At 68.3% G+C, this 18,320-nt stretch carries 19 protein-coding genes and 4 tRNA genes; 15 read left to right on the top strand and 8 right to left on the bottom strand.

Features of this window, described 5'->3' with window-relative positions:
* The first annotated feature begins 84 nt into the window (after positions 1-84).
* The 3 genes from ABW16_RS03005 to ABW16_RS02995 are packed head-to-tail and all read left to right on the top strand — an operon-like array spanning position 85 to position 1,923.
* Positions 85-699 carry a TetR/AcrR family transcriptional regulator gene (locus ABW16_RS03005; RefSeq protein ID WP_047317565.1) on the top strand — a complete coding sequence of 205 codons (615 nt, stop codon included), beginning with the start codon at positions 85-87 and terminating at the stop codon, positions 697-699.
* 20 nt (positions 700-719) lie between these two features.
* Complete coding sequence (locus ABW16_RS03000) at positions 720-1,244, top strand: hypothetical protein (RefSeq protein WP_047317735.1); 525 nt, start codon at positions 720-722, stop codon at positions 1,242-1,244.
* 28 nt (positions 1,245-1,272) lie between these two features.
* Positions 1,273-1,923, top strand: coding sequence for a hypothetical protein (locus ABW16_RS02995; protein ID WP_047317734.1), 651 nt, complete (start codon positions 1,273-1,275; stop codon positions 1,921-1,923).
* A 4-nt stretch (positions 1,924-1,927) separates the two neighbouring features.
* Here the strand turns inward: ABW16_RS02995 and ABW16_RS02990 are convergent, their stop codons facing one another.
* Complete coding sequence (locus ABW16_RS02990; protein ID WP_047317564.1) at positions 1,928-2,230, bottom strand: hypothetical protein; 303 nt, start codon at positions 2,228-2,230, stop codon at positions 1,928-1,930.
* Positions 2,227-3,738, bottom strand: a complete 1,512-nt coding sequence (locus tag ABW16_RS02985; RefSeq protein WP_047317563.1) for a class I adenylate-forming enzyme family protein — start codon at positions 3,736-3,738, stop codon at positions 2,227-2,229. The genes ABW16_RS02990 and ABW16_RS02985 overlap by 4 nt, the downstream gene beginning before the upstream one ends.
* 105 nt (positions 3,739-3,843) lie before the next feature.
* On the opposite strand from ABW16_RS02985, the gene ABW16_RS02980 reads away from it, so the two are divergent.
* From ABW16_RS02980 to ABW16_RS02965, 4 genes are read left to right on the top strand one after another with little or no spacing between them, the layout of a single operon-like run.
* Positions 3,844-4,788, top strand: coding sequence for an enoyl-CoA hydratase/isomerase family protein (locus ABW16_RS02980; RefSeq protein WP_047317562.1), 945 nt, complete (start codon positions 3,844-3,846; stop codon positions 4,786-4,788).
* Positions 4,785-5,963 (top strand): CoA transferase, encoded by a 1,179-nt coding sequence (locus tag ABW16_RS02975; RefSeq protein ID WP_109519445.1) that lies wholly within the window; start codon positions 4,785-4,787, stop codon positions 5,961-5,963. Before ABW16_RS02980 ends, ABW16_RS02975 begins: the two co-directional genes overlap by 4 nt.
* Positions 5,957-7,288, top strand: coding sequence for an amidohydrolase family protein (locus ABW16_RS02970; RefSeq protein WP_047317561.1), 1,332 nt, complete (start codon positions 5,957-5,959; stop codon positions 7,286-7,288). The genes ABW16_RS02975 and ABW16_RS02970 overlap by 7 nt, the downstream gene beginning before the upstream one ends.
* A gap of 38 nt (positions 7,289-7,326) precedes the next feature.
* Complete coding sequence (locus ABW16_RS02965) at positions 7,327-8,232, top strand: class I SAM-dependent methyltransferase (protein WP_047317560.1); 906 nt, start codon at positions 7,327-7,329, stop codon at positions 8,230-8,232.
* 17 nt (positions 8,233-8,249) lie between these two features.
* Here the strand turns inward: ABW16_RS02965 and gjpA are convergent, their stop codons facing one another.
* Positions 8,250-9,236 (bottom strand): outer membrane porin GjpA, encoded by a 987-nt coding sequence (gene gjpA, locus ABW16_RS02960; RefSeq protein ID WP_047317559.1) that lies wholly within the window; start codon positions 9,234-9,236, stop codon positions 8,250-8,252.
* Positions 9,237-9,490: 254 nt separating this feature from the next.
* Positions 9,491-9,566, bottom strand: a tRNA-Lys gene (locus tag ABW16_RS02955).
* Positions 9,567-9,700: 134 nt separating this feature from the next.
* Between ABW16_RS02955 and ABW16_RS02950 the strand changes: the two genes are divergently transcribed.
* The 3 genes from ABW16_RS02950 to ABW16_RS02940 all read left to right on the top strand — a co-directional run bounded on the left by ABW16_RS02950 (position 9,701) and on the right by ABW16_RS02940 (position 9,992).
* Positions 9,701-9,773, top strand: a tRNA-Glu gene (locus ABW16_RS02950).
* A 42-nt stretch (positions 9,774-9,815) separates the two neighbouring features.
* Positions 9,816-9,889, top strand: a tRNA-Asp gene (locus ABW16_RS02945).
* Positions 9,890-9,918: 29 nt separating this feature from the next.
* A tRNA-Phe gene (locus ABW16_RS02940) sits at positions 9,919-9,992 on the top strand.
* A 69-nt stretch (positions 9,993-10,061) separates the two neighbouring features.
* Here the strand turns inward: ABW16_RS02940 and ABW16_RS02935 are convergent.
* Positions 10,062-10,496 (bottom strand): DUF5994 family protein, encoded by a 435-nt coding sequence (locus tag ABW16_RS02935; RefSeq protein ID WP_052956777.1) that lies wholly within the window; start codon positions 10,494-10,496, stop codon positions 10,062-10,064.
* 411 nt (positions 10,497-10,907) lie between these two features.
* On the opposite strand from ABW16_RS02935, the gene ABW16_RS02930 reads away from it, so the two are divergent.
* A complete protein-coding gene (locus ABW16_RS02930; protein WP_047317557.1) occupies positions 10,908-11,582 on the top strand; it encodes a chymotrypsin family serine protease in 675 nt (224 codons plus the stop codon).
* A 41-nt stretch (positions 11,583-11,623) separates the two neighbouring features.
* On the opposite strand, the gene ABW16_RS02925 is transcribed toward ABW16_RS02930, so the two are convergent.
* Positions 11,624-12,100: a DUF5078 domain-containing protein gene (locus ABW16_RS02925; RefSeq protein ID WP_082133914.1), complete on the bottom strand. Its 477-nt coding sequence runs from the start codon at positions 12,098-12,100 to the stop codon at positions 11,624-11,626.
* A gap of 95 nt (positions 12,101-12,195) precedes the next feature.
* Complete coding sequence (locus ABW16_RS02920) at positions 12,196-12,528, bottom strand: DUF732 domain-containing protein (RefSeq protein ID WP_233424678.1); 333 nt, start codon at positions 12,526-12,528, stop codon at positions 12,196-12,198.
* Positions 12,529-12,622: 94 nt separating this feature from the next.
* On the opposite strand from ABW16_RS02920, the gene ABW16_RS02915 reads away from it, so the two are divergent.
* Positions 12,623-13,066 carry an SRPBCC family protein gene (locus ABW16_RS02915; RefSeq protein ID WP_047317554.1) on the top strand — a complete coding sequence of 148 codons (444 nt, stop codon included), beginning with the start codon at positions 12,623-12,625 and terminating at the stop codon, positions 13,064-13,066.
* A gap of 54 nt (positions 13,067-13,120) precedes the next feature.
* Positions 13,121-13,573 carry an SRPBCC family protein gene (locus tag ABW16_RS02910; RefSeq protein ID WP_047317553.1) on the top strand — a complete coding sequence of 151 codons (453 nt, stop codon included), beginning with the start codon at positions 13,121-13,123 and terminating at the stop codon, positions 13,571-13,573.
* Here the strand turns inward: ABW16_RS02910 and ABW16_RS02905 are convergent.
* Positions 13,560-14,750, bottom strand: coding sequence for a pyridoxal phosphate-dependent aminotransferase (locus ABW16_RS02905; protein WP_047317732.1), 1,191 nt, complete (start codon positions 14,748-14,750; stop codon positions 13,560-13,562). The two genes, ABW16_RS02910 and ABW16_RS02905, sit on opposite strands and share 14 nt — an antisense overlap.
* Positions 14,751-14,940: 190 nt before the next feature.
* Here ABW16_RS02905 and ABW16_RS02900 point away from each other — a divergent pair, with 190 nt between their 5' ends.
* Positions 14,941-16,152, top strand: coding sequence for an acetyl-CoA C-acetyltransferase (locus tag ABW16_RS02900; protein ID WP_047317552.1), 1,212 nt, complete (start codon positions 14,941-14,943; stop codon positions 16,150-16,152).
* A 14-nt stretch (positions 16,153-16,166) separates the two neighbouring features.
* Positions 16,167-18,314, top strand: coding sequence for a 3-hydroxyacyl-CoA dehydrogenase NAD-binding domain-containing protein (locus tag ABW16_RS02895; RefSeq protein WP_047317551.1), 2,148 nt, complete (start codon positions 16,167-16,169; stop codon positions 18,312-18,314).
* Positions 18,315-18,320 lie beyond the last annotated feature (6 nt).

Below are 18,320 nucleotides of genomic sequence, written 5' to 3'. Positions count from 1 at the left end.
AAAATTTCTTCGATGAGACCCTTGTCACAACCGCCCTAACCAACCTACTGTGTGTTCACTTGGTTGGTTGATCGAAGGAGACCGGTGACGTCACCCCGGCCGTACGCCACACTTCTCGCCAAAGGCGAGGACCGCAGGCAGCGGATTCTGTTGGCGGCCGAACACCTGCTGGCGCGCAACGGCTGGCGCAACACCTCGCTGGCGCAGATCGCCCGCAACGCCGGCGTCAGCGCGGCCGGCCTGTTGCACCACTTCGCGTCCAAAGAACAGCTGCTGCACGCGGTGCTCGACGCCCGCGACGCCGACGACGATTCGCACGCCGACCGAACCGGAGACCTGATCGAGGAGATCCAGCGGGTGGCCGAGCGATTCACCCGGGCGCCCGAACTGGTCGGCACCTTCACCGTGCTGCTCGCCGAAAACGTCCTGCCGGAGGCGCCGCTGCACGACCGGATGCTGCACCGCTACCGCAGCGCGCTGGAGATCGTCGCCGAGCTGATCCAGCGCGGCATGGACGACGGCCGCTACCGCACAGACCTCAACGCGACCGCCAAGGCCGCGGAGATTATCGCCTTTATCAACGGAATGGAGATGTCATGGCTGCTGGATCCATCAATACCCCTGACCGAGGTGTTCACGGGGTACGCGGAAACGCTGGCCCGCGATTTCGCTCCGCAGGAAAAGGGCGCCCAGCTGTGACCGGGGCCGGTGACCCGGACATGCGCTACCGCTTCGACATCGTGGGCCGCAGCGTCGTCGACGTCGTCATGGCTGCCGGCGGCTGGCTGTATGACCGCGCGACGGCCGGCTGGGACGTCACGGTAATGATCCTGGACGCCCCCGAAAACACTGACACCCGCCCGCTGCAGATTCTCGGGGCCAAGGTGCTGGACTTGGCGTCGGTGCTCACCCAGTGGGAGCACTGGCCGCACCCGCAGACCATCGCGGTGTGCGCCGAGATGTTCGACGGACACGCCCGGGTGCGGCAGGGTGTGATCGACGCCCTGGAGCACAGCAGCACCGAGGTGACGCTGTGGGGAGATGTGCCGGCCGAGTTGGACAGCGACGTCGACGCCCGCCAGCACCGGCTCAGCGCGGCGGCTCGCGCTTTCAAGGCGCAGGCGCTGCGCGCGGCCGGGATCGACCCGGCGGCTTCGGCGGCCTGGGACGCCCACATCGAGACGTTCCGCTGCGGGCCGGCAGCGTGTACCTCGGTCGCGGCGGACCTGAGCCCAGCCAGTTGAGGGGCGCGGGCGGCGCGCGACCGACATGATGCCTGACCCACTGGCACGCTCCCTGGTGCTGGTGACGGACTATCGGGTGCCCGATCCGGCCAAGGTCTGGCCGCTGATGCAGCGACACCGCGACAACCTCGCCCACTTAGGCGCCCATCACGTGCTCGTCTACACCTCGGCGGTGGATCCAGGCCGGGTGCTGGCGGTGATGGCGCTCCACGCCGCGCAGCCGGTAGTCGACCTGCTGCGTGATGAGGCCTTCATGGCCTGGTTCGACGCCGTCGGCGTCAGCGACATCCCGGCGGTGTTCGCCGGATCATTGGTGGAGCGCATCGACCTCACCGACCCGCAGCTCGAACCGCCGGGTGTAGTGGTTGCTGCCGTCGCCGAAGTCGGCGACACCCAGGCGTTGATCTCCCACGTTCATGCCACCGAAAAGCACTTCACCGCGGCCGGTATCCGAAAGATCTTGATATTCCAGGCCTTCGACAACCCGCGCGAGATCTTCATGCTGCAGGAAGCAGACGACGAGCTCGGTGCCGGCCAATGGATCGACGAACCGGAGTTCGCCTCCGAGTGGATCACCCGAGCCGGCGTCGGGATCTATCCGCCGGTGTTCGTCGGCCGCCTGGCGCACCTGATGCGCGTCGGCGACGAATCCGAAACGGCCGACGAGCCGGCCAGCTGAGCGCTTAGTCGCTGGCCGGCAGCGGCTTGGCTTCCTTGATGCTCAGCGGCACGGTACCGATGCTCAAGGTTCCGGCGCCGGCTTTGGTCACCAGCACCTCGGCGCCGGCCTCGTCGACATAGCGCTTGCCCATCACCGCACCGCCGGAGAAGTCCGGATCCAGTGCTGCCGCACCGGAAGCGGTGTCATCCAGCGGCACCATCGGGGCGCCGCCGGCGCGCAGGTCATCGAGACTGTCGGCGGTCTTGACGACGATGACCTGGGTGTCGCAGACCTGACTCTTCAGGCGGGTACCGGACTTGATCATTGCGCCCCTTCGGCATTGGCGTGCAGTGCTTCGATTTCAGCGACGAGTTCCCGGCGCAACACCTTGCCGGTCGGGGTGGTCGGCAACTCCGACCGGAAGACGATCCGGTCCGGGGTGCGGGATCCTCGCAGCTGCAATCGAACATACTCGCGCAGTGCATCGGGATCCGGTGACGTACCCGGCGCCGGCACCACGCACGCGACGATGATCTGTCCCCACTCCGGGTCGGGCGCACCGACCACCGCGACGTCGCGGACCTCGGGATGCTCGACCAGTACGTCCTCGATCTCGGCGGGCGCGATGTTCTCCCCGCCCCGGATTATGGTGTCGTCGGAGCGCCCGACGATGAACAGATAGCCGTCCTCGTCGAGCACGGCCAGGTCGCGGGTGGGGAACCAGCCCTCGGCGTCGAGCACCGATCCGATACCGGTGTATTTGCCCGAAACCTGTTCGCCACGCACGTACAGCTCGCCGGGCTGTCCGGGTTGCAGCACCCGGCCCTCGTCGTCGCGGATGACGGCCTCGATCCCGGGCACCGCGCGGCCGACCGATCCCAACCGCTTGCGGACGGCTTCCTCGGTGGACCTGTAGGCAGTCCGGTGGTCTTCGGGGGTCAGCACCGCGACCGTCGAACTGGTCTCGGTCAGGCCGTACGCGTTGACGAAGCCCACTTCGGGCAGCAAATCCAGTGCCCGGCGCACCAGCGGCAGGGCCACCTTGGAGCCGCCATAGGCGAGGTTGCGCAGGGTGGCCAAGGGGGTGGGGCGGGCTTCCAGCTCGGAGACGATGCGCTCCAACATGGTCGGGACCACGGTCGCGGTGGTCACCGCCTCGGTGTTGACCAGCCGGATCCACTCCGACGCGCTGAACCGGCGCAGATAGACCGCTTTGCGGCCGGCGTAGAGGTTGCTCAGCGCCGCGCCGACGCCGGCGATGTGGTACGGCGGAACGCAGATCAGCGCGGCATCGCGCGCGTCCGCGGAGCCGAACTCCACCGTGCCGGTCACGTAGCTGGTCAGGTTGTTGTGCGTCAGCTCAACGGCTTTGGGCTTCGAGGTAGTCCCCGAGGTGAACAGCACCACCGCCACGTCGTCCGGGTCGGGCCACTGCACCGTGGGCGTGGCGGTCTCGGCGCGGGCGCAAAAGGTGGCTGAATCCATGACCGCGACACCGACATCGCCGATGATGTCGCGGTATTCCTTGTCGACCACGACCAGTGGCTGTGGCAGTCGCTCGATCAGCTCCCGCAGCGCCTGGCCGCTGAGCCGGTAGTTCAGCGGCGCAAAGGGCCGCCCGGAGCGCGCCGCGGAGAACAGCAGCAGCGGCAGCATGTCGCCACCCATCCCGACGTAAGCCACGCTGCCGGCACCGGTCTCCTCGATCACTCCCGCACCCGCGTCGGCGAGGGCGTTGAGCTCTGCGGTGGTGTAGCGGGCGGTCTCGGAGACGACGGCAATCCGGTCCGGCTCGGCCGACACCGCCATCTCCAGGAGCAGCGAAATGCTCACCGTTCGGCCCTCGTTACCGCCATGAGAACGACATTATCATTTTTCGGCAGTTTCGAAATCACGCGAGATCCAGCCACAACGAGGCTCGGTACGCTGACGTGCGACATGATCCGCACGGTCGATCTCGACGCCCCTGTGCCCGACGCTGTTCCCGGCGCCGGGATCATCATCGCTACGGGCTCCCGATTCGACACCGCGCACGCCGAACACTGGCTGCAGCACGCCACCTGCACCCTCTCGGAGACCGAGACGGCGGATCGGCGGGTGATCAGAGTCGCCTCGGTGCCCGAGGCGCTTGCCGAGATCACCGACCGCTGCGCGCGCTGGCCGCAAGCCGCGGCGATCTGCGACGACGTGCTGCGCGCGGTGGACCCGGCGGCACCCGCCCTGTCCGGCCTGATCACCGAATCGCTGGCCTACTCGGTGCTGCAGGCCGGCCCGGAGTTCGCCGACTGGCTGGCGGCGCGCGGCCCGGCCACCGTGCCCGACACCGCCGACCCCATGCTGCTCGACCGCGACGGCGACACCTTGCGGCTGCGCTTCAACCGGCCGCAACGCCACAACGCCTTCGACAACGCGACGCGCGCCGTCCTGCTCGACGGGCTGGCCGTCGCCGCCGCCGACCCCGCGATCGACGAGGTGGTGCTCAGCGGCGTCGGGCCGTCGTTCTGCAGCGGAGGCGACCTCGCCGAGTTCGGCGGGTTCACCGATGTGCCCAGCGCCCACCTGGCGCGCACCCGGCACAGCCCGGCGCTGGCGCTGGACGAGCTGACCGCTCGGCTGGGCGCGCGCTGCCGCGCCGAGATCCACGGCCAAGTTCTGGGCAGCGGTCTGGAGATGGCCGCCTTCTGCGGCTGGGTGCAGGCGCACCCCGACGCGGTGCTGGGCCTACCGGAGTTGCGCCTGGGGCTGATTCCGGGCGCCGGCGGCACGGTCAGCGTGACCCGCCGCATCGGTCGGTGGCGCACCGCCTATCTGATCTTGTCCGGCCGCACCATCGACGTGGCGACCGCGCTGAGCTGGGGCCTGGTCGACGGGATCGCGTCGTGACCGCCGAGGAAGACTGGGGTGCGTCGGGGCTGGCCTGGCTGACCGGAGCGCCTGACGGTCAGGGTGACTTCTCCCGTGCGGCCGTGCTTGAGCGCGCCACGCAGGCGCTGGGCCGCTTCACCGCCGCGACCGGTGTCGAGGCCGATGCCGCGGAGCTGCTGGCCGGCCGGGCCGCGCTGCTGGGCTGGACGCGTGCCGGGCGGATCTCGGCCGGGGGAGCCTCACGGCTGCTGGCCGCCGCGGACGGGTGGTGGGCGCTCACGCTCTCCCGTGCCGACGACCTCGAGGCGGTGCCCGCCCTGATCGAATCCGAATGCCGCGAGCCGTGGGCGGCGATCGCCGGATGGGCGGCCGAGCGCCCGGTCACCGCGGTGGTCGAGCGGGCGCGGCTGTTGGATCTGCCCGCCGCCGTACTGGGCGAGACCGCCCCCGCGGCGCCGGTGGTTCGCCGAGTCGGTCCGACGGGCCCGGGCTGCGGCCTGCGTGGCGCCCTCGTGGTCGACTTGACCTCACTGTGGGCCGGACCGCTGTGCGGGCGCCTGCTTGCGCAAGCCGGAGCAACGGTGATCAAGGTGGAAAGTCCGTCGCGCCCGGACGGCACCCGCGCCGGATCCACCGCGTTCTTCGACTGGATGAACGGCGGAAAGCTTTCCTGCGCACTGCGGTTCGACCACGATGCCGCGGTCCTGGCCCAACTGCTGGCCGCCGCCGACGTGGTATTGGAAAGCTCGCGTCCAGCGGCGCTGGCCCGCCGTGGCCTGGGCCCATTCGACGTGGCCGGCCGGCCCGGGCGAGTGTGGCTGCAGATCACCGCGCACGGCACCGAGAGCGGCTACGCCGGATTCGGCGACGACGCCGCGGTCGCCGGGGGACTGGTGGGTTGTGACGGCAATGCTGGTCCGGTGTTCTGCGCCGACGCCATCGCCGACCCGCTGACCGGCATCGAAGCCGCTGCGGCCGTGGCCGATTCGTTGGCCCGCGGCGGCGGTGAGGTAATCACCTTCTCGCTGGCCGCGGTCGCCGCCGGCTACGCCGCCCTGCCCAACTGTGTTCCGGTCGGCGAGGTTCCCGCGCTGCCGCCACAGTCACCGTGGATCGAGGCTGCCGGGCCGGCGCTGGGAGCCGACAACGGCCGGATCGGCGAACTCCTCGCGCGGGCGGGGGCGCGGTGCTGATCCAGCGAGCGGCGCTGCTGGACGGGTCGAGGGTCGATATCCGGCTCGACGACACCATCGAACGGGTCGCACCGGCGTTGACCGCGCAGCGCGGCGAAGATGTCTTCGACGCGCGCCACGCCACGGTGATTCCCGGGCTGCACGACCACCACGTGCACCTTCGGTCGGCCGCGGCGGCGCTGGAATCGGTGTGCCTGGGCCCACCGCAGGTGCGCACCCTCGACGAGCTGGCCGCCGCACTACGGGCCGCTCCAGCCGATTCCGACGGCTGGGTGCGCGGCTACGGCTACCACGAGTCGGTCGCCGGAGAACTCAACGCCGCACTCCTGGACAGCATCTCGCCGCGGCTGCCGGTACGGGTGGCGCACCGCAGCGGCGCCCTATGGGTGCTGAACTCCGCCGGCCTCGCCCGTGCCGCGATTACCGAGCACCCCGATGGGCGGCTGCTGCGCGCTCACGCCGATCCCGCACCCCGGCTCCCGCACCGCGAACCCTCGCTGGCCCGGTTGAGCAGGGCGCTGGCGGCCTACGGCGTCACCGGGATCACCGACGCCACTCCGGGACATCGCGACGCCGACATCGCCGTGTTCGCCGCGGCTCGCAGCGCCGGCGAGCTGCTGCAGCGGCTGCACTGCCTGGCGCCCGCCGAGACCGGCGCGGCGCCGGGGATCACCCTCGGCCCAACCAAGATCATCCTCGACGACGACCGCCTGAATCTGGATGCGCTGATAAAGACGTTGTCGGACAACCACGCTCGGGGCCACGGTGTGGCGCTGCACTGCGTCACCGACGCCCAGCTGACCGTCGCGATCGCCGCATGGCAGGCCGTCGGTACACATGCCGAGGATCGCATCGAACACGCGGCGGTCGTGCCCGAAGACCGGCTGGCCGACCTCGCCGCGCTTGGGATCACCGTCGTCACCCAGCCCAACTTCGTCGCCGAACGCGGGGACGACTACCTGGCCGAAATCGAACCCGAGCGTCACCACGAGCTGTGGCGGGTCGCGTCGTTGCAGCGCAACGGAATTCCGGTGGCGCTCTCCACCGACACGCCCTTCGGTGACGGCGACCCCTGGGGGGCCATGCGCGCCGCTGTCCACCGGGTTACACCCAGCGGCGCCGTGTTGGGGACGGGGGAGCGGATCTCGGCCCGCGCCGCCCTGCAGGGTTTCGCCGGCCGGGCCGATCAGCCCGCCACACCGCGTCGAATCGCCGTGGGTGAACCCGGTGACCTGTGCGTGCTGGGCGGTGATCCGGATGCCCTCGACGCCGGCTTGGTCGAGGCGACGATCGTCGCCGGTGTCGTGGTGCACGATATTCGGTAGCCTGGCTAGGTAGTTTGAGGAATCGGAGAGGCATCGCGATGGCGCGTACGGACAGTGACAGCTGGGACTTGGCTACCAGTGTGGGGGCGACCGCGACCATGGTGGCGGCGCAGCGCGCCCTGGCCACCTCGGGACCGGACCAACTGATCAACGACCCGTGGGCGGCACCGCTGGTGCGGGCGGTGGGCATCGACTTCTTTACCCGGCTGGTGGACGGTGAGGTGGTGTTTCCCGAAAGCGCCGAGTTCGACCCGGTCCGGATGGGACACGGCATGGGCGTGCGGACCCGATTCTTCGACGAGCACTTTCTGTCGGCGACGCGCAGCGGCATCCGTCAGGCGGTGATCCTCGCCGCCGGACTGGACTCCCGCGCCTACCGGTTGGACTGGCCGGCCGGCACCGTGGTCTATGAGGTCGACCTGCCAGAGGTGATCGACTTCAAGACCACGACCCTGGCCGACCTGGGCGCCGAACCCACCGCCGAGCGCCGCACCGTCGCCATCGACCTGCGCGACGACTGGCCGGCCGCGCTACGTGCCGCCGGGTTCGACCCGCAGGCCCCCACTGTGTGGAGCGCCGAGGGTCTACTGGTCTACCTGCAGCCCGACGCTCAGGATGCCCTGTTCGACACCATCAAGTCTTTGAGCGCACCGGGCAGCCGACTGGCCTGTGAGTTCATCGGCGACACCTCGGTGTTCGCCAGCCCGGCCTGGCGTGAGCACCGGGAGAAGATGTCGGCGCTGGGCTTGGAAGTGGAGATCGGGGACCTGATCTACCACGGCGAACGCAATCACATCGTCGAGTACCTGACCGGTGCCGGCTGGACGGTGACGGGCAGCCGGGTCCGAGACCTCTACGCCCAGTGCGGCCTGGAGTACGGGGACGACGAGCTGGCGGTGGCGTTCGACGACATGACCTACTTGAGTGCGGTTCTGCCGGAGTAATCGCCCGGCGCAAGGGCTCAGAGGCCCAAGACAGCCCAGGCATCGGCGGAGCCGCTCGCATCCGTCACGTCGTTGAGCAGCGCGTCGATCGGGTTGCCCGTACCGTCCCAGCCCAGTGCCTGCGCGATGGTGTGGGATATCTCGATCAGCGAACCCAACGGCCCCGAGCCGAGTCCGGTGATCGGGAACGGCGGGACCGAGACGCAACCCACTATCGGCAACGTCGTGCAGACGTCCGCACCGATGTTGCCGAACAGTGGCCCGCCGGGACTGAGCAGCCCGCCCAGGTCGATGCTCACCGACCGGATCGTGCCGACCGGCAAGTCGGGCAGCAACGGAACGAGCAGGTCCGTGAGGTCGACAGTGCCATACCCGTTGAGCCCGCCGTCGATCATGTGGGCCGGAATGTCGATCAGGTCGTTCCATGCTCCCGACCAGTCACGGTCGCCGATCGCGCCGATCATCGAGCTGATGCTGTCGCGCAGCTCCAGCCACGGGCTGACGAGGGTCCCCAGCGCGCCGGCGAGCAAGCCGCTCACCGGCCACGCGGAGAAGTCCACCAGCCAGGCCGCTAGCTTGTCGTCCGGCGAGAGAAGGCTCGAAAGAGTCGCGAACACGACCCGGTGGGCAGGGTCGAGAAGGTTGGGGTCGGCTTCGAATGGGGCGGTGACGCCGGCGACCAGGTTGGACCACATCTGGCCGACGATGTTGAAGATGTCGCCCGGGTTGTCGAGGAAGTCCTGCAGGAAGCCGACCTGGTTCGCCACCACCTGCTGCACGATCGGCAGCGGCGGCGTCACCCATTCGGTGCCGAGTGCGGTGATATTGGTGAACGCGCGGTCCAGGACGTCGGCCCACAGCGTGAAGAAGTCGGTGTCGGCGACGAGCTGCACGGCGGGCGACTGGCTGTCCGGCAGCGTCGGGGCTGGCGGGGCGGTGGTGATCAGACCGGCTCCGATCGCCGCGACTCCGGCGGCGATGAGCGGACGAGTGGTGAGTTCCATGGCTCCCCCTAACCGGATGCAACATCCTGTGATGGACGTCACGAATTAGTGAATCTTAGCTGGGAGGGGGCCTAGAGAACGATGATTTCGCTGGTCCCGCTGCAAGCTTTATGTTGTGGCGGCAGCGGTTGATCGCCGACGAGGCGACGTGGTGGTCCGCGATGGAAGTGATTCGCATCACGCGCTCGGCGGCGCCCCGGCCCGTCGGGCAGCGCCGTACGCGATGGATAACCGGTTCGGCCTGACGGCCGTTGTGGTGCCCCCAGCAGGGCTCGAACCTGCGACCTGCGGATTAAAAGTCCGTAGCTCTACCAACTGAGCTATAGGGGCCGTGCCGCATCAGAATACTGCCCGCCCGATTGCGCTCCGCTTCGGACCGGTTTGAGGATTGGGGCCACCGTGCCCTAAGCTAGCGAAGCTCCCAGCGTGAAACGTTGTGAGTGCCTCGGAGAGATTCGGTTCTGGCCCCCATCGTCTAGTGGCCTAGGACGCCGCCCTTTCACGGCGGTAGCACGGGTTCGAATCCCGTTGGGGGTACTCGCAAACGGCGGAAACGCCGGGGGTGAGCAGTACAAGCAAGGCCCTGTGGCGCAGTTGGTTAGCGCGCCGCCCTGTCACGGCGGAGGTCGCGGGTTCAAGTCCCGTCAGGGTCGCTTTACGCGGCGAGGCACATGTGCCTTCCGGCCAGGTAGCTCAGTTGGTACGAGCGTCCGCCTGAAAAGCGGAAGGTCGCCGGTTCGATCCCGGCCCTGGCCACTCAGTCTGATCCGCGCCGATGCGTGGGCCCACCCAATGGCGGCCGGCTCCCGATCTCAGCCCCGCCTATTAACCGCAAACAGAGTCACGTTGTCGTCGGGCGTACCGCAGGATCGAGCCCGCGGTCAGGCATGCGGGTTTGTCACGGTCGGCTGCCTCGATGGGCAGGTTCGCGGCGCAGCGCATCACCATCAAAGCGAGTGCGCTGCGGGTCGCATACGAGATGACCAGCAGATTGGCGTGAGCCAGCCTGCCGCTGAGGGACATGACGTGTTGGCGTTTGCCCTCCCACCCCGGCCAGTTGAGGTCGGGTGGTCGTTGGAGCGGTGACCAATTGACGTTGATGGTGGTGATGTCGCCGAGCAGGGGAGTCAGCATCGAGACCAGGTCCGGCAATTCAGCGGTGATGTGGTCTGCACGCGGCCACCACGCGCCGTCGATGCCGTGGCCCAGCTCGCGGGCTACCGAAAGCCGGATAGGGCGGGCGCGGCGGATGCTTCCCATCGGAGCGATCATCGCAGCTGCTCCCGCGGATGCTGAGATGGTCCGCTGATCGCGGTGCCAGGTTTGCGATGTCGAAACGTCGAACTCGGTATGTCTAAGTGTCGCATCATATTTCACAATCCACTGCAGTTCCCTCACGGTCGGATTCGTCTGGCCCGCGGTTGCGGCTAGGCGGAGGAATCACAATTGCCCGTGGGGGGCCGCCCTAGGGATGAGAGTGGGTGGACCACCGCTGACAATGAAGCGGCTCACATCCGACCGTACGCCGTCGGCATCGTTTCGGGGACAGTTCGGTAAAAGCCTGATGTGCGAGGTGTTATCCGGGTTGCGGTGCCGATCCTGTCCCTAGACTGAGCCGCTGTGCACCCTGCCTCGACTCGGCGAGCTTCAGCCCTCGTCGTCGCAGCCCTGATGGCCTCTGTCGGGCTGCCGGCCGCCGCCGCGGCTGACGACAAGATTCTGCTGGGGGGCGGCGCTGCGATCGTGCTGCACGACGACGCGCTGTGCACGCTGACCACCATCGGCCGTGACGGTGAAGGCAAGCTGGTCGGCTTCACGGCCGCGCACTGTGGCGGGCCGGGCTCGCCCGTACTGGTTGAGGGTGCCGAAGACCACGGCACCGTGGGCACGGTGGTGGCCGCTGACGAAGGCCTGGACTACGCGGTGATCGAGTTCGACCCGGTCAAGGTGGCCTCCATCGCCGACTACGAAGGCTTCGGGATCTACGGCATCGGCTCGGCCGATCCCGCCGAACCTGCCGCCACCGAACCCGACAGTCCAGAACCACCGGGCGACGTGGAGCACGTCACCGTGCGCCACGCCTGCAAACTTGGTCGCGGCACCGGCCTCAACTGCTTCGACATCGGGCCCGCCGGAGTGGATCTCGCCGGCGAAGAGTGGTGGCAACCGGGCGATGACGGGGCGCCCGTCACTGTCGATGACCTCCTGGTCGGCATGGTCCGCGATGGCACCGTCCCGGGCGGTCCGCTCACCCAGCCGGGACCCGGGATCGTGCTATTCCAAGCGATCCTCGACGACGTGGACGCCAAGGGCGGCCCGGGCGCGGGGTTCGGCCGCCGCTCCTAGCCTCGGCTTCGAGCGAAATCGCCTGACCGGCCGACCCCGGTTCAGGTAGCGGCCGGAACCGCCTCGTCTTGTGCGGGAGCGGACTGCTCGGTCGAAGGCTTCCACACCGAGGGGTCGTTTGCCGGCAGGGTGCTGCACTGTTGGGCAATGCCTTCGGCGGCGGACTCCTGCGTCCGGAAAAGGGCCGCGTAATGGGGGAACAGGACTCCGAACTGATCCACCTCGGTCTGCCGGCTGGCGGGATCCTTGGCGAGCAGGTTGTTCATCCGCGAGATGATCTGCTCCTGCATCCACGGCGGCTCTTGGTTGTACTTCGTCACAAGCGCGTCGTAGGCCGCCGGGTCAACGACCTTGGTCGCGCCCATCAACTGGTCGACCGAACACTGCGTGGTCAGTATGGGCTCGGGAACCGCGTTCGGGTCCTCGGCGGCGGCCACGCCCGCGCCGGAGGCCAGAAGGGCCGCACCAACTGCTACCAGCCCGGCGGCACGCACCGGCCAACTCACCGTAGATGTCATGCGGCCGGACGTTACCAGTTTCGGATTTGTGGAAAGCCGCTTTCGGTCCAACGCTTGACCGGCGAAGGCGCGCTGCCCAAGACGGACCGAGAGAGCTAGGGGCGCAACGTCTCCGGGCACAGTTCCGCCTGCGCCGCCTGAATCTGGACGTCGGCGGCTTCGGGGCTGTAGTAGAAGGTGTTGGTCAGCTGGCGCACCAGGTCACCCGGCGAGATGCCGGAGCGGTAAGTCCCGGTGTGGCCGTACATCCGCAACTCAGCGCAGATGTAGTGCCCCGAGGTCACTTTGACGTGATCGGCGACCGGGATCGCCACCGGGGCGGCGTTGACCCGCGCCAGATAGCTGGCGTCATCGGCGTGGGCGGCCGGGGCGGCGGTCAGTGCCGCGGCGACCAGCAGGGGTGCGGCAATCCGGACGGTCACATGCATGACCTCCATGGTGCCACCGCCACCTGGTCGATGGGGCGACTCTCGGGCGGCCAAATCCCCACACATCACCGCGCGCCTGGTTAGGGTGCCAGCCATGGCAGTCAAGGATTCCCGCGAGGTGGTTATCGAAGCGAGCGCGGAGGAGATCTTCGACGTCCTCGCCGACGTCGAGTCTGTTCCGTCCTGGTCGCCGCAGTACCAGAGCGCTGAGGTGCTCGACACTTACGACAACGGCCGGCCGCGCCGGGTGCGGATGAAGATCAAGGCCGCGGGCCTGACCGACGAGCAGGTGGTCGAGTACAGCTGGACCGACGACAGTGTCGGCTGGACCCTGGTGTCGGCCGGCCAACTCAAGGCCCAGGACGCCAAGTACACGCTGACCCCCCAGGGCGACAAAACCAAGGTCCGATTCGACATGGACGTCGACCCGTCGATCCCGATCCCGGGGTTCCTACTCAAGAGCACCCTCAAGGGCGGCATGAAGACCGCCACCGACGGCCTGCGCACCCAGGTGCTCAAGATCAAGAAGGGGGGCTGATTTCGGTGCGATGAAATCCCGCCGCCGGCAGGGCTCGGCGCTAGGCTCGAACCAGTGGCTGTTCGAGCATCGCGGGAAATTGTGATTGACGCGCCGCCGGAGACAATCCTCGACGCGCTCGCCGATGTGTCCGACTTGGCATCGTGGTCGCCGGTGCACAAGCGGATCGAAGTCCTCGACGAATATGAGGACGGCCGCCCCCACCACGTACTGGCCACCATCAAGATTCTGGGCTTGGTGGACAAGGAGATCCTGGAATACCACTGGGGTCCGGACTGGATGGTCTGGGATGCCAAGGCGACGGCCCAGCAGCGCGCCCAGCACGTCGAATACACCCTGACCCGCGAAGGTCCCGACAGCACCCGGGTGCGCTTCGACATCACCGTCGAACCATCCGGGCCGATCCCGGAGTTCATCGTCCGGCGCGCCAGCAAGCTGGTGCTGAGCATCGCCACCGAACGGCTGCGTCAGCGAATCACGGGCGAAGACACCGCTACCGAGCGGTAGCGGGCCCGTCGCGTAGCGTCTCCAGTCGCCGGATCGCCTCGTCGATGGTGTCCTCACGCTTGACGAAAGTGAACCGCACCAAGTGATTCCAGACATCGGGGGCGGTCGCTTCCGCGCCGGGCACGCAGAACGCCGACAGCGGGATGGCCGCGACCCCGGCCCGGTGTGGCAGCTCGGCGCAGAACGCCGTGCTGTCGTCGTAACCCAGCGGGCGGGGATCGGCGCAGAGAAAATAGGTGCCGAAACTGTCGTGCACCTCAAAGCCGACGCCTCGCAGGCCGTCGGTCAACCGGTCCCGGCGGGCTTGCATGGTCGCGCACAGCGCCGCCACCCAGGTGTCCTCGGTGTTCAACGCCAGCGCCACCGCCGGTTGAAACGGCGCCCCGCCGACATAGGTCAGGTACTGCTTGGCGGCCCGCACCCCGGCCAAGAGTTCCGCCGGTCCGCACGCCCAACCGATCTTCCAGCCGGTGCAGTTGAACATCTTCGCCGCACTCGAGATGGTGACGGTGCGCTGCGCCATCCCCTCGAAGCCGGCCAGCGGGCGATGAGTCCGTCCGGCGAAGACCAGGTGTTCGTAGACCTCGTCGGCGATCACCAGCAGATCGGCCTCCACGGCGATGCGGGCGATCTCGGCCAGCTCGGACTCGGTGAACACCGTTCCGGTCGGGTTGTGCGGAGAGTTGACGATCAGCGCCCGGGTCGCCGGGGTGATGGCCCGCCGTAGAGCGTCGGCGTCCAAGGCGAACCCGTGTCCGTCGGGCACCAGCGACACGCTGACCCGTCGCGCCCCGGCCATGGCGACCATCGGCGAGTACGAGTCGTAGAACGGCTCGAGCAGCAGCACCTCTGCGCCCGGCTCCACCAGGCCGAGCACCGCCGCCGCGATGGCTTCGGTAGCCCCTACCGTCACCAGGACTTCGGTGTCGGGGTCGTAGTCGATCCCGAACTTCCGCGCGCGCTGCCCGGCGATGGCTTCCCGCAGGGCGGGGATGCCGGGCCCAGGCGGGTATTGGTTGACGCCGTCGGTGATGGCGGCCCGGGCCGCCTCGAGCATGGCCGACGGTCCGTCCTCGTCGGGGAAGCCCTGGCCGAGGTTGACCGCGCCGATTCGTGCGGCCAGCGCCGACATCTCGGCGAAGATCGTGGTGGCATAGGGCTCCAGCCGTGAGACCATCCGCGCCGTCATGGGATCCGAGCCTAAAGCGCAGGCGACGAGGCCGAAGGAGCGGCCGGGAGCGGGCGCCCAGACGGCCCAACCATCCGGTTGATAGGCCACCCTGTTAGGGTTGAAATCCGGGGACTACGCTCCGACCCAGACGCAATCGAAGAATCCGCATCGAACACCCATTGAAGAGGAATCAGCCATGTCCGAAGAAGCCTTCATCTACGAGGCCATTCGCACCCCGCGCGGCAAGCAGCGCAACGGGGCGCTGAACGAGGTCAAGCCGATCAGCCTGGTTGTCGGCCTGATCGAGGAACTGCGCACCCGCCACCCCGACCTGGACGAGAGCCTGATCAGCGACGTCGTCCTGGGCTGCGTCTCGCCCGTGGGCGACCAGGGCGGCGACATCGCCCGCACCGCGGTGCTGGCCGCGGGCCTGCCCGACACCGTCGGCGGCGTGCAGCTCAACCGCTTCTGCGCCTCCGGGCTCGAGGCCGTCAACGTCGCCTCGCAGAAGGTGCGCTCCGGCTGGGACGACCTGGTGCTGGCCGGTGGTGTGGAGTCGATGAGCCGGGTGCCGATGGGCTCCGACGGCGGCGCGATGTTCTCCGACGTGCCCTTCACCTACGACAACTACATCGCCCCGCAGGGCATCGGTGCCGACCTGATCGCCACCATCGAGGGCTTCTCCCGCGAGGACGTCGACAACTACGCGCTGCAGAGCCAGCAGCGGGCGGCCGCAGCCTGGTCGGGCGGCTACTTCGCCAAGTCCGTCATCCCGGTGCGCGACCAGAACGGTCTGCTCATCCTGGACCACGACGAGCACATGCGTCCCGACACCACCCTGGAGGGCTTGGGCAAGCTGCGCACGGCGTTCGACGGGATCGGCGCGATGGGCGGCTTCGACGACGTGGCCCTGCAGAAGTACCACTGGGTCGAGGGCATCAACCACGTCCACACCGGCGGTAACAGCTCCGGGATCGTCGACGGCGCCGCGCTGCTGCTGATCGGCAGCGAGAAGGCGGGCGCGTCGCAGGGTCTGACCCCGCGGGCCCGGGTTGTGGCCACCGCCACCACCGGCGCCGACGCGACCATCATGCTCACCGGCCCCACCCCGGCCACCGTCAAGGCACTCGACCGGGCCGGGCTGACCGTCGATGACATCGACCTGTTCGAGCTCAACGAGGCATTCGCCTCGGTGGTGCTGAAGTTCCAGAAGGACCTCAACATCCCCAACGAGAAGCTCAACGTCAACGGTGGCGCCATCGCGATGGGTCACCCGCTGGGCGCCACCGGCGCCATGATCACCGGAACCATGGTCGACGAACTCGAGCGTCGCGGTGCCAAGCGTGCGCTGATCACGCTGTGCATCGGCGGCGGCATGGGCGTGGCCACCATCATCGAGCGCGTCTGAGAGGGCTTGTAAAAATGGCAGAGAACACCATCAAGTGGGACAAGGATGCCGACGGCATCGTCACGCTGACCCTGGATGACCCGACCGGGTCGGCCAACGTGATGAACGACCACTACCGCGAGTCGATGCACAACGCGGTGCAGCGCCTGACCGAGGAGAAGGATTCGGTCACCGGTGTCGTCATCACCAGCGCGAAGAAGACCTTCTTCGCCGGCGGTGACCTCAAGGCGATGATCCACGTCGGACCCGACGACGCCCAGGCCGTCTTCGAGCAGTGCGAGGGCATCAAGGCCGACCTGCGCGCCCTGGAGACCCTGGGCAAGCCGGTCGTGGCCGCCATCAACGGCGCCGCTCTCGGCGGTGGCCTGGAGATCGCGCTGGCCTGTCACAGGAGGATCGCCGCCGACGTCAAGGGCAGCCAGCTCGGCCTGCCCGAGGTCACCCTGGGCCTGCTGCCCGGCGGTGGCGGTGTCGCCCGCACGGTGCGCATGCTCGGCATCCAGAACGCGTTCATGAACGTGCTGGCCCAGGGCACCCGCTTCAGCCCGGCCAAGGCCAAGGCCGCGGGCCTGGTCGACGAGGTGCTGCCGACTGTCGAGGAACTGGTGCCGAGGGCGAAGGCTTGGATTAAAGAGGAGCTCAAGGCCAACCCGGACGGTGCTGCCGTCCAGCCGTGGGATGCCAAGGGGTACAAGATGCCCGGAGGCACCCCCTCCAGCCCGGCGCTGGCGGCCATCCTGCCGTCGTTCCCGGCCCTGCTGCGCAAGCAGGTCAAGGGGGCTAACATGCCCGCGCCGCGGGCCATCCTGGCCGCCGCGATCGAGGGTGCGCAGGTGGACTTCGACACCGCCACCCGCATCGAGAGCCGGTACTTCGTCTCGCTGGTCACCGGCAACGTCGCCAAGAACATGATCCAGGCGTTCTTCTTCGACCTGCAGCACATCAACGGCGGCGGCAGCCGGCCCGAGGGCATCGCGAAGACCCCGATCCGCAAGATCGGTGTGCTCGGTGCCGGGATGATGGGCGCCGGTATCGCCTACGTGTCGGCCAAGGCCGGCTACGACGTGGTGCTCAAGGACGTCTCCCTCGAGGCGGCCCAGCGCGGCAAGGGCTACTCGGAGAAGCTGGAAGCCAAGGCGCTGGAGCGCGGTCGCACCACCGCCGAGAAGTCGCAGGCGCTGCTGGACAAGATCACCCCGACTGCTGACCCGCAGGACCTGGCCGGCGTCGACTTCGTGATCGAGGCCGTGTTCGAGAGCCAGGACCTCAAGCACAAGGTCTTCCAGGAGATCGAGGACATCGTCGAGCCCAACGCGCTGCTGGGGTCGAACACCTCCACGCTGCCGATCACCGGTCTGGCGACCGGTGTGAAGCGCCAGGAGGACTTCATCGGGATCCACTTCTTCTCGCCGGTCGACAAGATGCCGCTGGTGGAGATCATCAAGGGCGAGAAGACCTCCGACGAGGCGCTGGCCCGGGTGTTCGACTACGTGCTGGCCATCAAGAAGACCCCGATCGTGGTCAACGACAGCCGCGGCTTCTACACCTCCCGGGTCATCGGCACCTTCGTCAACGAGGCGCTGATGATGCTGGGCGAGGGTGTGGAACCGGCCAGCATCGAGCAGGCCGGTCTGCAGGCCGGCTACCCGGCGGCTCCGCTGCAGCTCTGCGACGAGCTCAACCTGGAGCTGATGCAGAAGATCGCCACCGCCACCCGCGAGGGTGTCGAGGCGGCCGGCGGCACGCTGCCGAAGCAGCTGAACGAAGAGGTCGTCGACAAGATGATCGAGCTCGGTCGCCCGTCGCGTCTGAAGGGCGCGGGCTTCTACGAGTACGTCGACGGCAAGCGCACCGGCCTGTGGCCGGGCCTGCGTGAGACGTTCAAGTCCGGCAGCTCCACCCCGCCGCTGCAGGACATGATCGACCGGATGCTGTTCGCCGAGGTGCTGGAAACCCAGAAGTGCTTCGACGAGGGCGTGCTGACCTCGACCGCCGACGCCAACATCGGCGCGATCATGGGCATCGGGTTCCCGCCGTGGACCGGCGGCACCGCGCAGTTCATCACCGGCTACCCGGGCGGCAAGGCCGCCTTCGTGGCGCGGTCCAAGGAACTGGCCGCCAAGTACGGCGACCGGTTCAACCCGCCGCAGTCGCTGCTGTAGTTAGGT

The sequence above is a fragment of the Mycolicibacter heraklionensis genome, assembly GCF_001021505.1.
Lineage (GTDB): Bacteria > Actinomycetota > Actinomycetes > Mycobacteriales > Mycobacteriaceae > Mycobacterium > Mycobacterium heraklionense.
The sequence above is the reverse complement of the archived record's forward strand: the minus strand, read 5'-3'. Positions and strand labels throughout refer to the sequence as shown.

What these genes read in the sequence shown, in the direction of transcription:
- ABW16_RS03000 (WP_047317735.1), top strand. Translation starts at nt 720, where the DNA reads ATGCGCTACCGCTTCGACATCGTGGGCCGCAGCGTCGTCGACGTCGTC.
- ABW16_RS02995 (WP_047317734.1), top strand. Translation starts at nt 1,273, where the DNA reads ATGCCTGACCCACTGGCACGCTCCCTGGTGCTGGTGACGGACTATCGG.
- ABW16_RS02990 (WP_047317564.1), bottom strand. Translation starts at nt 2,230, where the DNA reads ATGATCAAGTCCGGTACCCGCCTGAAGAGTCAGGTCTGCGACACCCAG.
- ABW16_RS02980 (WP_047317562.1), top strand. Translation starts at nt 3,844, where the DNA reads ATGATCCGCACGGTCGATCTCGACGCCCCTGTGCCCGACGCTGTTCCC.
- ABW16_RS02965 (WP_047317560.1), top strand. Translation starts at nt 7,327, where the DNA reads ATGGCGCGTACGGACAGTGACAGCTGGGACTTGGCTACCAGTGTGGGG.
- gjpA (WP_047317559.1), bottom strand. Translation starts at nt 9,236, where the DNA reads ATGGAACTCACCACTCGTCCGCTCATCGCCGCCGGAGTCGCGGCGATC.
- ABW16_RS02935 (WP_052956777.1), bottom strand. Translation starts at nt 10,496, where the DNA reads ATGGGAAGCATCCGCCGCGCCCGCCCTATCCGGCTTTCGGTAGCCCGC.
- ABW16_RS02930 (WP_047317557.1), top strand. Translation starts at nt 10,908, where the DNA reads ATGGCCTCTGTCGGGCTGCCGGCCGCCGCCGCGGCTGACGACAAGATT.
- ABW16_RS02925 (WP_082133914.1), bottom strand. Translation starts at nt 12,100, where the DNA reads ATGACATCTACGGTGAGTTGGCCGGTGCGTGCCGCCGGGCTGGTAGCA.
- ABW16_RS02920 (WP_233424678.1), bottom strand. Translation starts at nt 12,528, where the DNA reads ATGCATGTGACCGTCCGGATTGCCGCACCCCTGCTGGTCGCCGCGGCA.
- ABW16_RS02915 (WP_047317554.1), top strand. Translation starts at nt 12,623, where the DNA reads ATGGCAGTCAAGGATTCCCGCGAGGTGGTTATCGAAGCGAGCGCGGAG.
- ABW16_RS02905 (WP_047317732.1), bottom strand. Translation starts at nt 14,750, where the DNA reads ATGGTCTCACGGCTGGAGCCCTATGCCACCACGATCTTCGCCGAGATG.
- ABW16_RS02900 (WP_047317552.1), top strand. Translation starts at nt 14,941, where the DNA reads ATGTCCGAAGAAGCCTTCATCTACGAGGCCATTCGCACCCCGCGCGGC.
- ABW16_RS02895 (WP_047317551.1), top strand. Translation starts at nt 16,167, where the DNA reads ATGGCAGAGAACACCATCAAGTGGGACAAGGATGCCGACGGCATCGTC.